This is a genomic window from Pseudomonas mandelii (genome assembly GCF_900106065.1).
Taxonomy (GTDB): Bacteria; Pseudomonadota; Gammaproteobacteria; order Pseudomonadales; family Pseudomonadaceae; genus Aquipseudomonas; species Aquipseudomonas mandelii.
In genome coordinates this window covers 5,689,885-5,703,328 of the sequence record NZ_LT629796.1, presented here as the reverse complement: position 1 = coordinate 5,703,328, position 13,444 = coordinate 5,689,885, and the positions used below count along the sequence as shown (strand labels likewise).

General features: G+C 58.7%; 11 protein-coding genes. 2 read left to right on the top strand and 9 right to left on the bottom strand.

Annotation, left to right across the window (positions count from 1 at the left end; genetic code table 11):
- Nucleotides 1–30 precede the first annotated feature (30 nt).
- Nucleotides 31–2,457, bottom strand: coding sequence for a phosphoenolpyruvate synthase (ppsA, locus tag BLU63_RS26510; RefSeq protein ID WP_083376663.1), 2,427 nt, complete (start codon nt 2,455–2,457; stop codon nt 31–33).
- A gap of 297 nt (nt 2,458–2,754) precedes the next feature.
- On the opposite strand from ppsA, the gene BLU63_RS26505 reads away from it, so the two are divergent.
- Together BLU63_RS26505 and BLU63_RS26500 are read left to right on the top strand one after the other, a co-directional pair.
- A complete protein-coding gene (locus tag BLU63_RS26505) occupies nt 2,755–4,182 on the top strand; it encodes a bifunctional enoyl-CoA hydratase/phosphate acetyltransferase (protein ID WP_083376662.1) in 1,428 nt (475 codons plus the stop codon).
- Entirely contained in the window at nt 4,179–5,414 is a 1,236-nt protein-coding gene (locus BLU63_RS26500; protein ID WP_083376661.1) for an acetate/propionate family kinase, read from the top strand. The genes BLU63_RS26505 and BLU63_RS26500 overlap by 4 nt, the downstream gene beginning before the upstream one ends.
- A gap of 135 nt (nt 5,415–5,549) precedes the next feature.
- Here the strand turns inward: BLU63_RS26500 and BLU63_RS26495 are convergent, their stop codons facing one another.
- The 8 genes from BLU63_RS26495 to BLU63_RS26460 all read right to left on the bottom strand — a co-directional run bounded on the left by BLU63_RS26495 (nt 5,550) and on the right by BLU63_RS26460 (nt 13,387).
- On the bottom strand, nt 5,550–6,383 hold the full coding sequence (locus tag BLU63_RS26495; protein WP_231990914.1) for a PHP domain-containing protein: 834 nt from the start codon (nt 6,381–6,383) through the stop codon (nt 5,550–5,552).
- Nucleotides 6,384–6,563: 180 nt separating this feature from the next.
- The gene (locus tag BLU63_RS26490; RefSeq protein ID WP_083376660.1) at nt 6,564–7,124 is read right to left on the bottom strand and encodes a nitroreductase family protein; all 561 of its coding nucleotides are present in this window, start codon (nt 7,122–7,124) and stop codon (nt 6,564–6,566) included.
- Between the two features lie 161 nt (nt 7,125–7,285).
- Nucleotides 7,286–7,564 carry an acyl carrier protein gene (locus BLU63_RS26485; protein ID WP_083376659.1) on the bottom strand — a complete coding sequence of 93 codons (279 nt, stop codon included), beginning with the start codon at nt 7,562–7,564 and terminating at the stop codon, nt 7,286–7,288.
- Nucleotides 7,565–7,575: 11 nt separating this feature from the next.
- Nucleotides 7,576–8,694: a dihydrolipoamide acetyltransferase family protein gene (locus tag BLU63_RS26480; RefSeq protein WP_083376658.1), complete on the bottom strand. Its 1,119-nt coding sequence runs from the start codon at nt 8,692–8,694 to the stop codon at nt 7,576–7,578.
- A 46-nt stretch (nt 8,695–8,740) separates the two neighbouring features.
- The gene (locus BLU63_RS26475) at nt 8,741–9,727 is read right to left on the bottom strand and encodes an alpha-ketoacid dehydrogenase subunit beta (protein WP_042932032.1); all 987 of its coding nucleotides are present in this window, start codon (nt 9,725–9,727) and stop codon (nt 8,741–8,743) included.
- Complete coding sequence (pdhA, locus tag BLU63_RS26470; RefSeq protein WP_083376657.1) at nt 9,724–10,707, bottom strand: pyruvate dehydrogenase (acetyl-transferring) E1 component subunit alpha; 984 nt, start codon at nt 10,705–10,707, stop codon at nt 9,724–9,726. The genes BLU63_RS26475 and pdhA overlap by 4 nt, the downstream gene beginning before the upstream one ends.
- Nucleotides 10,704–12,467: an acetate--CoA ligase gene (gene acsA / locus BLU63_RS26465; RefSeq protein WP_083376656.1), complete on the bottom strand. Its 1,764-nt coding sequence runs from the start codon at nt 12,465–12,467 to the stop codon at nt 10,704–10,706. Before acsA ends, pdhA begins: the two co-directional genes overlap by 4 nt.
- Before the next feature lie 32 nt (nt 12,468–12,499).
- Nucleotides 12,500–13,387, bottom strand: a complete 888-nt coding sequence (locus BLU63_RS26460; RefSeq protein ID WP_083376655.1) for a universal stress protein — start codon at nt 13,385–13,387, stop codon at nt 12,500–12,502.
- Nucleotides 13,388–13,444: the final 57 nt, after the last annotated feature.

Below are 13,444 nucleotides of genomic sequence, written 5' to 3'. Positions count from 1 at the left end.
CTTGATCAGGCGTGCCATGAGGCAACGGTTTTACGGTGTGCGATTAAGTGACAGGCGCTTTTCCACCGCCAGAACATGCCGAGTGGTGGCGAGCACTGCATCCGGATTCAGGCTTATCGAGTCGATGCCAATTTCCACCAGAAATTCAGCCATCTCGGGATAGTCAGACGGCGCCTGTCCGCAAATACCGGAGTGGCGGCCGTTACGTTTTGCTCCCTCCACCGCCAGGCGAATCATCTGTTTAACCCCCGGATCGCGTTCATCGAAATCGAAGGCGACGATTTCCGAATCGCGATCCACGCCGAGCGTCAGCTGGGTCAAGTCATTGGAGCCGATGGAGAATCCGTCGAACAGTTTGGCGAAGGCGTCGATCAGGATGACGTTGTTGGGGATCTCGCACATGACGTAGACCTCCAGTCCGTTTTCTCCGCGCTTGAGGCCATGGCTGGCCATCGCTGCCAATACCTTTTCGCCCTCCTCCACTCTGCGGCAAAAAGGGATCATCAACTTGACGTTAGTCAGGCCTATCTCGTCGCGCACCCGCTTCATTGCCGCGCATTCCAGCGCAAAACCTTCGGCATAGGCACTATGGGTATAACGGGACGCCCCACGAAAACCGATCATTGGGTTGTCTTCTTCCGGCTCGAAATACTGACCGCCCAGCAGGGTCGCGTATTCGTTGCTTTTGAAGTCGCTCATGCGCACTACGCAGGGTTTTGGATACACCGCCGCCGCAATTGTGGCCACGCCTTCGGCCAAGGTCTTGACGAAAAAATCTGCAGGATCATTGTAAGCAATGCTCAAGGCCGCGATTTTTTCACGTGTTGCGTCATCCACCTTTTCCGGGTGTACGAGCGCCATCGGATGCACCTTGATGTATTCATTAATAATGAATTCCATACGCGCCAGACCAATGCCATCCACCGGTAGCGAGGCAAGACTAAAGGCCTGATCAGGATTGCCCAGGTTCATCATAATCTTTGTTTTTGGATGTCCCAGCTCGCTGAGATCGGTGTGCTGAATGTCAAAACCCAGAATGCCTTCATAGACATTTCCGGTTTCGCCTTCGGCGCAGCTAATGGTGATCGGTGTGCCGGTTTCTATTTTGTCTGCCGCGTTTGCGGTTCCCACGATGGCGGGAATGCCCAGTTCACGCGAGACGATGGCGGCGTGACAAGTACGTCCGCCCCTGCTCGTCACGATAGCCGCGGCAGTTTTCATGACAGGTTCCCAGTCGGGTGCCGTGGTATCTGAGACCAGCACCTCGCCCGGTTGAAAATCACTGAGATGCTTGGCATCGTTGATGACACGCGCCTTGCCGGCGCCAATTCTGGTGCCGACCGCCCTGCCCTTAAGCAGCACTGTCGATCTTTGCTTGAGATGGTAAATCTCAAGCACGTTGCCTTTCTTTTGCGACTCCACCGTTTCCGGTCGCGCCTGCACTATATATAACCGGCCATCGATGCCGTCTTTGGCCCATTCCATATCCATGGGTTTGTAAAAACCGGCTTTGCCCGAATAGTGGTTTTCAACCTTGATGGCATAGTCGGCCAGCACCATCACATCCGCATCAGAGATGCAGAAGCGGGTTCGTTCTTCGCCGGGCGTATCAATATTCTTGGTGTATTCCACCGCGATAGTGCCGGTATTGAGCTCGCCGGCAAAAATCATCTTCTTTGCTTTGCTACCCAGGCTGCGCTTCAAGACAGCACGATAACCCTGCAGAAAGCTGGGTTTGTGCACATAGAAACTGTCGGGGTCTATCGTGCCCTGCACGACATTCTCGCCGAGCCCCAGCGCGGCATTGATGAAGACGACATCCCTGAAGCCTGTTTCCGTGTCCAGCGAAAACATCACGCCACTGGCCCCTATATCGCTACGCACCATCTTCATGACCACGACGGCGAGATAGACCTTGTAGTAATCAAAGCCATTGTCGTATTTGTAGTGGATGGAGCGGTCGGTAAAGTTGGACGCCAGGCAACGTTTGTAGGCATCGAGCAGATCACCGTCAGTGGCGATGTTGAGATAGGTATCGTTCTGCCCGGCAAATGAGGCCTGCGGCGAATCCTCGGCGGTCGCCGAGGACCGCACCGCCAATGAAATGTTTTCGCCGTATTCCTGTTTGAGTTGGGCATAACTTTGCAAAATCGCCGTCTTTAGATCTTCCGGCAATGAACAGCCATATACGATCGCCCTCGCCTTTTTCCCCCGCGCCTGCAAATCCTTGATGTTGTCGGGGTCGAGTCCGTCAAGTGCCGCATGCAGAGGCTGCCAGGCGCCATTGTGATCAAGCACATAACGATACGCCTCAACGGTGATGGCAAAACCGTTGGGGATGCATACACCCTCAGTCGTGAGGTTCTGGTACATCTCACCCAGCGAGGCGTTCTTGCCACCGACCAGCGATACATCGTTGATACCCAGCTCTTTGAACCAGCGGATATGTGAATGCATCACGATATTTCTCCATTTGATGGGGGGAGACTTTGTCGGCCGCTTCTACTTGATATAGAGCTTTATGGCTTGATGCCGTCTGCGTGTGTTGATTTAGATCAATGAGCGCCCTTTGAGCAGCAATAGCCGGGAGTATCAGCCCGCTTTTTGATGTATGCAGAGGGCGTAGCTGGACGAGAAGTACCGCCGCTACCAAGACCTCACCGTCTGCAATGGCTGCCAGCTCTGGTCACCTGCGCCGATTGAGCGTTGAATGATGTAGCCGAGCCGTCCGCCATCCTATTCAGGATCAAACCCATGACCCGTTCTGTTCCTGTAAACGCCGACGATCTGGAGCGACTGCATAATCGATCGTTCGAGGAAATCGTCATCGGCGAGTCCGCCTCTCTGGAGCGCACCCTGACAGCTCAAGACATTCAGCTGTTCGCACTGGTCTCGGGCGATGTGAACCCGCTGTACGTCGATCCGGAATTTGCTGCCACCACCCACTTCAACACTGTTTTCGCCCATGGCATGTGGGGGGGAGCGTTGATTTCGGCGTTGATTGGTACGCAGTTGCCAGGGCCCGGTTCGGTGCCCTTGGGGCAAACCCTCAAGTTCCTTGCCCCGGTACGCATCGGTGACACACTGACGGTCTCGGTGACGGTTACTGCTCGCGACGTAGCGCGGTATCTGCTCACGCTGGCCTGTACCGGCATCAATCAGGAAGGCGTGGTCGTGCTGGAAGGTGAATCCCTGGTCCACGCGGCCGGCGAGCATATCGATGTGCATCGAGCCAGCCTGCCGGGTATAGAACTGCGCCACAGCGCCGACGGTCTGAATCGTTTGTTGCAAGCCTGCCAGACGCTGGAACCGATCCGCGTTGCGGTGGTACATCCATGCGACGAGGTGAGTTTCGAGGCGGCCCTTGATGCCCGCGATGCTGGGTTGATCGACCCGGTCCTGATTGGCCCAAGAGGCAAACTAGAAGCCTTGGCGGCCAAGGGCGGCCACGACCTTTGCGGTCTCACCATTGAATACGTGCCCCACAGCCATGCTGCCGCCCTGCGCGGTGCGCAAATGGCCCGTGATGGTCTAGTCGAAGCGTTGATGAAAGGTAGCCTTCACACCGACGAATTGATGTCCGCCGTGGTGCCGTCGTCGGCGCTACTGCGTACCAAGCGGCGCATCACCCACTGCTTCGTGATGCAGACGCCTTTTTATCCGCGCCCCTTCATCATCACCGATGCAGCGATCAATATCGCGCCGGCGTTGGTCGACAAAGTGGACATCGTGCGTAACGCCATCGATCTGGCACATATCCTCGGCGTCAGTAATCCCCACGTGGCGATTCTCGCTGCCGTGGAAACGGTGAATGCCAACATGCCCGCCACCCTTGATGCCGCAGCGCTGTGCAAAATGGCTGATCGCGGCCAGATCACTGGCGCGGTCCTTGACGGGCCGCTGGCGTTCGACAACGCCATCTCCCTGGCGGCGGCGCGTATCAAGGGCATTCACTCAGCTGTTTCCGGTAAAGCCGACATTCTCGTCGTGCCTGATCTGGAAAGCGGCAATATGCTCGTCAAGCAACTGGAATACCTGGGCGGTGCCTCCAGCGCGGGTATCGTGCTTGGCGCCAAAGTGCCGATTGTCCTGACCAGCCGCGCCGACTCCGTTGAATCGCGCATCGCGTCCTGCGCCATCGCCGCGCTGGTCGCCCATCACTATCGGGTCACCCCGCCATGAACGACACGGATAACGGTGAAGTGATCCTGGTCCTCAATGCGGGGTCGTCGAGCATCAAGTTCGCCCTGTTCGACGCCACCTGCAGCCCTTTGGCTCGCACACCACTGTGGCGCGCAAAGGTCGACGGCATCACGGGGCCAAACTCGGTGGTCAGCGAAAACGGCGGCGACGATCAGCCACTGACCCTCGATGCAAAACATCCTTATCACGATGCCCTTGGGTATATTCGTGAGCGGTTGCGAACTCAACTGGTAGGCCGTTCGATCAGGGCCATCGCCCACCGCGTCGTGCATGGAGGGATTAAATACTCGAAACCGGTATTGATCGACACGCAGGTGCTGGCCGACCTTAAAAGCTACATCCCGCTAGCCCCTCTGCATCAGCCCTTCGCACTGGAGGCCATCGAAACGCTGCTGCAAACCCACCCCGACCTGCCACAAGTGGTGTGTTTCGATACCGCCTTCCACCAGACCCTGCCAGACGTGGAGAAAATCCTGCCACTGCCTTGGTCGGCCTGGGAAAGCGGCTTGCGTCGTTACGGGTTTCACGGACTTTCCTATTGCTATCAATCCATTGCGCTCGCCGAACGTTATGGCGATCAGGCGCGCGGCCGGACGCTGGTCGCGCACCTGGGCAGCGGTGCCAGCCTGTGCGGTATGCGGGACTTGAAAAGCGTTGCCACCACCATGGGTTTCTCAGCGCTGGACGGTTTGATGATGGGCTCCCGCTGCGGGGCGCTGGACCCTGGCGCGGTGATTTTCCTGATGGAAATCTGGAAGCTGAGCCTGGAGCGGGTCAGCCATATTCTGTATCACGAGTCTGGCCTGCTGGGAGTTTCCGGCATTTCCAGCGACCCGCGCGAACTGCTCAAAGTCGAAGCCACTGAGCCTCGCGCGGCCATGGCCCTTGCGTTGTACCTGCGCCGGTTCATCCACGAAGCCGGTGCCCTTGTCGCGGCACTGGGTGGTCTGGACATGCTGGTGTTCACGGCAGGTATTGGCGAACACAACGCGGCGATTCGCTCTCGTATGTGCGCTGGCCTGCAGTATCTGGGCGTCGAACTGAACGAAACGGCGAACCGGGCCAATGCCTCAGTGATCTCGACCCCGGCCAGCCGAGTCAAGGTGGTGGTCGAAGCCACCAACGAAGAATGGGTCACGGCGCTCGATGCCCTGCGCCTGACAGAGCCAGCCAATCAGCAAGGTCGATCCGCCCCGCGCCTAATCCCCTGAAGGATTCGATGGCTCGCCGACAAGTGCTGTAAAGCACCGGCACCCCGGTCAACCCGCCGACGGTGATCGTTTGAGCTCAAATGAGGTGCCGATCGTGGGGCTGCCCCGGACAACAAGGCGCTCAACGGCCTGACATCAGTTTTGTGCGCTTTGAGGTCGACCGCCACCGCCATCGCGTAAAAACTTCTTGAGTGAGGTCAGCGAACGGGTATTGAGCACATCGTGTTTTTCCAGCCAGGCTCGACGCGCCTGAGCGACGCCGTAGCGCAAACAGGAAAAATCCGCGGCGCGATGGGCGTCCGAATTGATGCTGATGAGCACGCCTTGATCCTTGGCGTATTGGCACTGAAGGTCAAACAGATCCATGCGCTGGGGCTGCGAGTTGAGTTCCAGGCAGCAACCACGCTCAGAGGCTGCCTTGATGATTGCAGGCAGGTCCATGTTCAGGGGCGCGCGTTCATTGATCAACCGACATAGGGGATGTGCCAGTACGCTGAAGTAGCGATGATCCATGGCCCTGAGCAGGCGTTGGGTTTGTTGATGCAGCGTCAAGCCGAAATGACTGTGGACGGCGCCCACCACCAGGTCCAGGCGCCCCAGAATGTCATCTGGCAGATCCAGGCGACCGTCTTCGAGAATGTCGACCTCAACGCCCTTGAGCAAGGTCATGCCCTGCAAGCGGGCGTTGAGCGCATCGATCTGGTCGATTTGCTTCAACAATCGATCAATGTCCAGGCCATGGGCCACCCTAAGGGACCGGGAGTGGTCGGTAATCGCCAGGTATTCCAGTCCGGCGTGCTGCGCCGCAAATGCCATCTCTTCCAGGCTATTGCCTCCATCCGAGTCACGGGTATGAGCATGCAAGTCACCTTTGAGGTCGCTCAACTCAATCAGCCTCGGTAAACGACCTGTCAGTGCCGCCTCGACTTCACCGCGATCTTCGCGCAGTTCCGGTGTGATCCATACCAATCCCAAGGCCTGATAAGAGCGTTGATTCGTATTGCACGTCCTTGACTAACAGGTCGGGCTTTTTCCCGCGCGATTCCTCAAGCAGTGACGATTTTACGAAAGCGGCAATATGCAAGCTCGCCACGGTAGCCGAGTTCAGCGCTAAATGCCGGTGAGGCACATGCTGTGCGTGTTTTGCGATCAGCCGACCCAGCGAATCTCCGGCGCCTTGTGCGAGACCGGTGCAGGCGCCGATTTCGGATGGCCAACGATAATGGGCGCCACTGGCGTCCACTCGGCAGGAAGGCCCAGTGCATGCTTCCCCTGTGGCGTATCAAGAAAACGTTGGGCGAAACCGATCCAGCAGGTACCCAGCCCGTCAGCGTACGCAGCGAGCATCAGGTTTTCGGCAGCCAATGCGCAGTCTTCGACGATCCACTGACCTGGCGCGTTCCCCGAAATAAGGATGAGTACTGGCGCGTGGTAGAAGATGTGAAAGTTTTCGTCATTGAGTAACGAATGGAAGTGCGCGGAATGGGGGCCAGCGGGCATCGTCTTGAGCATGTAGGCCTTTGCTTCCCGCGAGATCCGATCCAGCACTGCTTGGTCTCGGATCACCGTGAACGTCCACGGTTGTTGGTTGACCGCGCTGGGCGCCTGGGCAGCGGCATTGATCAAACGACGAATGACATTTTCATCAACGGCTTCTGTCGTGTATTCACGCGTGGAGCGCCGGCCGGAGATTGCCTTGTCGATGTTCATGAGTGCATACCTCAAGGTAGGTCATTTCATAACGTCGTCCACTCACGCAGACCTGCTGCTGATTTAAATCAGATCAGGGCGGAACCGGTGGCAACCGACGATTCGATCGGCTCACCGTTTGAGTGGCAAACAATGCGTGACGGCACTGCTGCCCGGTACCTTCACCCCTTGCGGATCGAAGGCTCGGCTTCGCCGGATTTCGCCTTTTGCCCCAGATAGGCGATGAGCTTGTCCAGGGTGTCCACGTGTTGGTAATCGCTTTCAGGAATTGCAATTCCCAGGCTCCGATTCAGAGCCTCGATGACACGAAGCCAATCCATGGAATCCAGATCAACCTCTTCGCGCAGTGACCGATCAGATCGCAACTGCTCGATTTCAAGTTCCAGGGCAATGCTTTTCAAGGCTTTCAATACTTCATCGCGGATCATTTGCGGGTTCATATGCCCTCTCCTCAAAGCGCCTCTGGCGTCTGCAGCAAACGACGAACTTCGCCCAGAAAACGTGCGCCGTAATGACCGTCGCTGACTCGATGATCGGCGGACAAACTGCTAATGACAGTGGGCATGACACACAGCTGGCCCTCTTTCACCCAGGGCCGCTCACTGATACGACCGAAACCGACCAAGGCAACCTGGGGCGGATAGATCACCCCCAATACGCTGTCCACGCCCTGATCGCCGAGTTGAGTGACCGTCATGCCGGCGCCTCCCAGCTCGGAGCTGCGCAGGGATCCGCTGCGGGCGCGCTCGACCAGGCTGGCCAGTTCACTCATCAAATGAGTCAAGGATGTGTCCGCCACATGATGCAGCACCGGGGCGACCAGGCCACCCTGGCGCAAGGTGATTGCCACCCCAAGGTCGGTATCGAGTGCGGGCTTGAAGGCGTTATCCAGCCAGAAACCATTGAGCTGCGGATAGTCGCGCAAGGCCAGCGCCACTGCTTTGAGCAGCAAGACGCTGGGCAGCAGGCGCTCTTGAAGTGTGCTTTGCGCATTGTGTGCCTGCAGCCAGGCCATGGCTTTATCCAGGGCGATGGTTTCGCTGAGGTAGTAATGGGGAATCTCGCGTTTTGAACGAGTCATGGCCGCCGCAATGGCGTGCCGCATGGCCTGGTCGGGGTCCGGCGGGTGCGCCACATGAGCGGCTGCCTCGATGTCCTCCAGGGTAACGACTCCCTGTGGCCCATGGCCTTTCACATCAGCGGTGCTGACGCCTAGCTCGGCAGCACGCTTGCGCGCCGCGGGAGATATCCGCGGGCGTCTGCCGGACGATGCCTGCTCTTCGATCAGCAGCGGCGCCGCCGTCGTTGTTCGTCGCGCACTGTGCGGATCTTCGCCCGGTTCCAACAACCGGGCGATGGTGGTACCGACCGGGACTTTGGCGCCGATATCGATCAGCAGTTGCGACACCGTGCCCTCATGCCAGCACTCGACATCGATGGCGGCCTTGGCGGTATCGACGACGGCAATCACCTGGCCCGGCTTGACCACATCGCCCGGATGGACTTTCCACTCCAGCAACGTGCCTTCATCCATATCAGCCCCCAGAGAGGGCAATTTGAATTCGATCATCGTTTACCTTCCTGGCCTGATACTTGAATACGCCACGTCATTGCGCTCACCCTGATGTCCCCCGGCACAGTTCATGAGCGGCCGCGACGATCGTCGACACTTGTGGCAGGGCTGCCTCTTCCAGATGCCGGGGATAAGGTATCGGCACTTCGGCGCTGCACACCCGTGCCGGCGGTGCATCCAGCTCGAAAAAGCCTTGTTCTATGATCCGTGTAATGATCTCGGCGGATAGACTGCCGCTGCGCCATCCCTCATCGACCACCAGGGCCCGACGGGTCTTGCAGACAGAAGCCATCAAAGTCTTGTCATCCAGAGGGCGCAGGACACGCAGGTCGATGACTTCGCAATCAATGCCCTCCCCGGCCAGTACCTGCGCAGCCTCCAAGGTCTTGCCGAGTGTGCCGCCGTAAGTGATCAGGGTCAGGTCCTTGCCGGTTCGGCGGACCTTGGCGGAGCTGATGTCCACCGTCTCCCACTCGCCCGCATCACCCTCCAGGTTGTAGAGCTGGGCGTGTTCGAATATCAGCACCGGGTCCGGATCCAGCAGCGCTGGCCAGAGCATGCCGCGTGCATCTTCGATGGTCGCCGGCGCCAGGATTTTCAGCCCGGGAATATGGGCGTACCAGCCCTCCAGGCTGTGCGAATGTTGCGCCGCAAGCTGGCGTCCGGCGCCTGTCGCCATGCGCACAACCAGGGGCACGGAGAACTGTCCACCGGACATGTGCCTCAAGGCAGCAGCCGTATTCATCAACGGATCGAGGGCGAGCAGACTGAAGTTCACGGTCATGATTTCGACAATCGGCCGCATGCCCCCCAAAGCCGCCCCTATACCGGCTCCCACGAAACCCAGCTCGGACAATGGCGCGTCTCGAATGCGCTCGGGGCCAAACGCCTCAAGCAACCCCAGGGACACGGCATAACTGCCACCGTAGCGACCGACGTCTTCGCCCATCAGAAATACCCGTGGGTCCCGCTGCAGCGCCTCACGTATTGCCTCGCGCAGCGCCTCGCGATAGCTCATACGAATGCTCATGGCGCCGCCCTTGGGGTGTAGACATCGCGAGACAAATCCTCGAGCGGCTCCAGGCTACCGCTTTCGGCATAAGTAACGGCGGCTTCCACTTCAGCGTCCACCTGGGCGAGGATCGCCAGAAATCCGGGTTCGTCCAAAAGGCCCTCGGCCTTAAGCTGTGCACTGTACGTATGGATCGGCCCATGGGTCTTCCATTGCTCCACCTCGTCCTTGTCACGATACAGCTGTGGGTCGAACATCGAATGGGCGCGAAACCGATAGGTGCGAAACTCCAGAAAAAAAGGCCCACGCCCCGCACGGATGTGTTCAACCGCATCACGAGCGGCGTCATACACCGCGATCACGTCCATGCCATCGACGGACCGGGTATCGACTTTGTAGGCCGAGGCTTTCACACACAGGTCCGTTTGCGACTGCGAACGGTCCAGGGCAGTCCCCATCGCATAGAGGTTGTTTTCACAGCAAAACAGCATCGGCAGTTGCCACAATGCGGCCAGGTTGATGGACTCGTGGAAAGCCCCTTCCGCCATCGCGCCTTCACCAAAAAAACAGGCTGAAAGACGCGCTCCACCTTGCATACGTTCAGCGAGTGCCAGACCCACCGTCAGTGGCAAGCCACCCGCGACAATGGCATTGCCCCCGAAGAATCGTGTCGTGGCATCAAACAGGTGCATTGAGCCGCCGCGCCCTCGCGAGCATCCTTCCTGGTGCCCATACATTTCGGCCATGATTGCTTTCATGGGGACGCCCTTGATCAGGGCGTGGCCATGTTCGCGATACGTCGCGACCACCGCATCGTTGGCTGCCAGTGCATGCAGTACGCCGACGGCGACCGCTTCTTCACCGATGTACAGGTGCAGAAAGCCACGAATCTTGCCCTCCCCGTACAACTCGCCAGCGCGCTCCTCAAGACGACGGATACGCACCATGTCCCGCAGCAGGTCGAGAGCAATGTCCTGGGACCGCGGTGGGAGGCTCATGGCGGGCTCTCCATGCTGGAAGTGTCGCCTTCAGGCAAACCCAGTTCCCGGGCCTTGAGCAGACGCCGCATGAGTTTTCCGCTACGGGTGTGCGGAAGCACTTCCACAAATTCCAGTTCCTTGGGCGCAACGACCGCCCCGAGGCGCTTGCGTCCATGACCGAGCAACTCGTCGTGCAGGGCCTGGCTGGCAGTGAAACCACGCTTGAGTGAAACAAAGGCTTTCACGGTTTCACCCAACAGCGGGTCGGGCTTGCCGATCACCGCGGCCTCGGCTACGGCCGGGTGTTCCATGAGGGAGCTTTCAACTTCGAACGGACCGATCAGGTGACCCGCCGACTTGATGACATCGTCGCTGCGACCAATGAACCAGTAGTAACCATCGGCATCGCGACGCACGAGATCGCCGCTCAGGTACCACTCGCCGACAAAGCAGTGACGATAACGCTCCTCCTGCCCCAGGTAGGTACGGAACATGGCAGGCCATGGCTGTTTCAAGGCAAGGTCACCGACCTCGTTGTCACCCAGAAACGCCAGTCCGCCCTCTTCTCCTCGAACGACGATGGCCGCCTCGACACCCGGCAGCGGCTTACCCATGGAGCCTGGTTTGATGGGCATGGCAACCGTGTTGGCAATCATGATGCCGCCGGTTTCGGTCTGCCACCAATTGTCGTGGATCGGCAGCCCAAGCACCTCTTTGCCCCACCAGACAGCCTCGGGATTAAGCGGCTCGCCGACACTGGCAATAAACCGCAGACTCGGAAAACGATGGCCGCGCGCCAACTCCGCACCCGCTTTCATCAGCAGGCGAATGGCCGTCGGGGCGGTATACCAGACCGTCACCTGTTGCTTCTCAAGTATCCGGTACCAACGCTCGGCATCGAATTCGTTGCCCTCGACCACACTGGTGACGCCCAGCAACAACGGGGCAAAGATCCCGTAGGAAGTACCCGTCACCCAACCCGGATCGGCGCTGCACCAATAGACATCTTCGGGGTGCAAGTCCAGGGCGTATTTCCCGGTGACGCGGTGGGTCAGCGCCGCGCCATGGGCATGCAACACGCCTTTCGGAGTGCCTGTCGTGCCGCTGGTGAAGTGTAAAAGTGCGGGGCTGTCGGCGGTCGTATTGGCAACGGTGAAGGCTTCCTCTGCCTGCGCCAGCAGCTGATGCAGATTGAGCGTCCCCTCGATCTGCGCCGTATCGCCACCGTTTTCGTCGTACAGCAGCACATGTTTGAGGGCCGGCAAACGCTCGCGTATGGCCGCGACCTTGCGCCGGTAGAGGGTTTCGCTGGTCAGCAACACACTGCCTTCGCCAAGACGCATACGGGTTTCGATGGGCTCCGGGCCGAACGCACAGAACAATGGCGACACCACGCAACCGAGTTTCAGGCCACCGAGCACCCCCAGATACAGTTCCAGCCCTCGGCCACAGAGTACAAATAGTCGCTCGCCGGGCATCACGCCCAGCTTTTTCAATACATTGGCAAACCGGTTGGTCAGGATGCTCAGTTGGGCGTAACTGATGTCGCAACTCCCCCCGTTGCGATCAAGAATGCGCAATGCCGTATGCCGTCGATGCGCACCCTGCGCATGACGATCCACGGCCTCATACGCCAGGTTCAAACCGCCGCCCGGCAAACCGGCCAGCGCATTGGCTTCCACCTGCCAGGAAAAGGCCTCCCGAGCTTGCACGCTATCGAGCCAATTCGGCGCTAACGGCAAGTTGGCCAGGGTTTTCTTAATGATCGCTGGATGCATGTTTGCCACCTTGAGTCGTCTTCGGTCCGTCCCTAGACCGCCAGGACACTGCAGGGCACCTGATACAGAATATGTTCGGTCGTGCTGCCCAGCAGTTTCTCCACCCCGTGGTACTGGACTCTGCCCATCACGATCACATCTATGTTGTGCTTGTTGGCGAACTCGCTCAGCGCCGAAACGGGATGTCCCAGAATGAAATGTCGACGGTTAGCAGGCACACCGTACCGACCGGCGAGTTTCAGAAACGATTGTTCCAGCTCTTTGCGCAGCCCCTTGGTCAGCTCCGACAGTTTCAAGCCACCGCCCAATTCCTCCAGGTAGTCTTCCGTAATGTCATAGGCATACAGCAGGTGCAACTCGGCATCACACTGTATGGCGAGGCTGGAAGCCTGGTGGATAATGCGGTCATTCAACTCACTGTTCTCAGGCCCACCCGCCGAAGCATCAACCGCCGCCACAATCCTGCGCGGCAGGACATGGTGAGCCCCGCCCACCAGATAAACCGGTACCGGACAGTGGCGCAGCAAGTGCCAGTCCAGCGGGGTGAAAAACGTGCGCTTGAGCGCTGATTCTTGCTGGATTTCCTTAATCAACAGGTCGGGCTGCAATTCCTTGACGTGATCCAGGATGTCTTGCTCCATGTCATCAGCCCACGCCACCTCGGTGGTCACCTCGATCCCTCTGCCACGCAGAAGTTTGGACTGGTCCTCCAGCCAATCGTGATGGTCCTGCAGGTAACGCTCCCGAGCCTTTTCCCGGTCGCCTTCTTCGAGCAGCGACAACAGTTTCAACGCAGGAATCAACGTCGCAATATGCAAACGTGCACCGCTGGCCCTGGCGAGCGCTGCTGCATGGTCGATTGCCGGAGAATGGCGCAGGGCCAGGTGGAGGATGAGTAACAGTTGTTGATACTGGCTCATGGTCTGACTCCAGGCAGAGGGTTCAACGCCTGCCGTTGGCCTCGTAGGGCTCAGCCG

Bases quoted from the DNA above. Each gene is read 5' to 3' on its own strand.
- pdhA (WP_083376657.1), bottom strand. From the start codon at position 10,707: ATGAGCCTCCCACCGCGGTCCCAGGACATTGCTCTCGACCTGCTGCGG.
- BLU63_RS26500 (WP_083376661.1), top strand. From the start codon at position 4,179: ATGAACGACACGGATAACGGTGAAGTGATCCTGGTCCTCAATGCGGGG.
- BLU63_RS26480 (WP_083376658.1), bottom strand. From the start codon at position 8,694: ATGATCGAATTCAAATTGCCCTCTCTGGGGGCTGATATGGATGAAGGC.
- acsA (WP_083376656.1), bottom strand. From the start codon at position 12,467: ATGCATCCAGCGATCATTAAGAAAACCCTGGCCAACTTGCCGTTAGCG.
- ppsA (WP_083376663.1), bottom strand. From the start codon at position 2,457: ATGCATTCACATATCCGCTGGTTCAAAGAGCTGGGTATCAACGATGTA.
- BLU63_RS26505 (WP_083376662.1), top strand. From the start codon at position 2,755: ATGACCCGTTCTGTTCCTGTAAACGCCGACGATCTGGAGCGACTGCAT.
- BLU63_RS26485 (WP_083376659.1), bottom strand. From the start codon at position 7,564: ATGAACCCGCAAATGATCCGCGATGAAGTATTGAAAGCCTTGAAAAGC.
- BLU63_RS26490 (WP_083376660.1), bottom strand. From the start codon at position 7,124: ATGAACATCGACAAGGCAATCTCCGGCCGGCGCTCCACGCGTGAATAC.
- BLU63_RS26460 (WP_083376655.1), bottom strand. From the start codon at position 13,387: ATGAGCCAGTATCAACAACTGTTACTCATCCTCCACCTGGCCCTGCGC.
- BLU63_RS26475 (WP_042932032.1), bottom strand. From the start codon at position 9,727: ATGAGCATTCGTATGAGCTATCGCGAGGCGCTGCGCGAGGCAATACGT.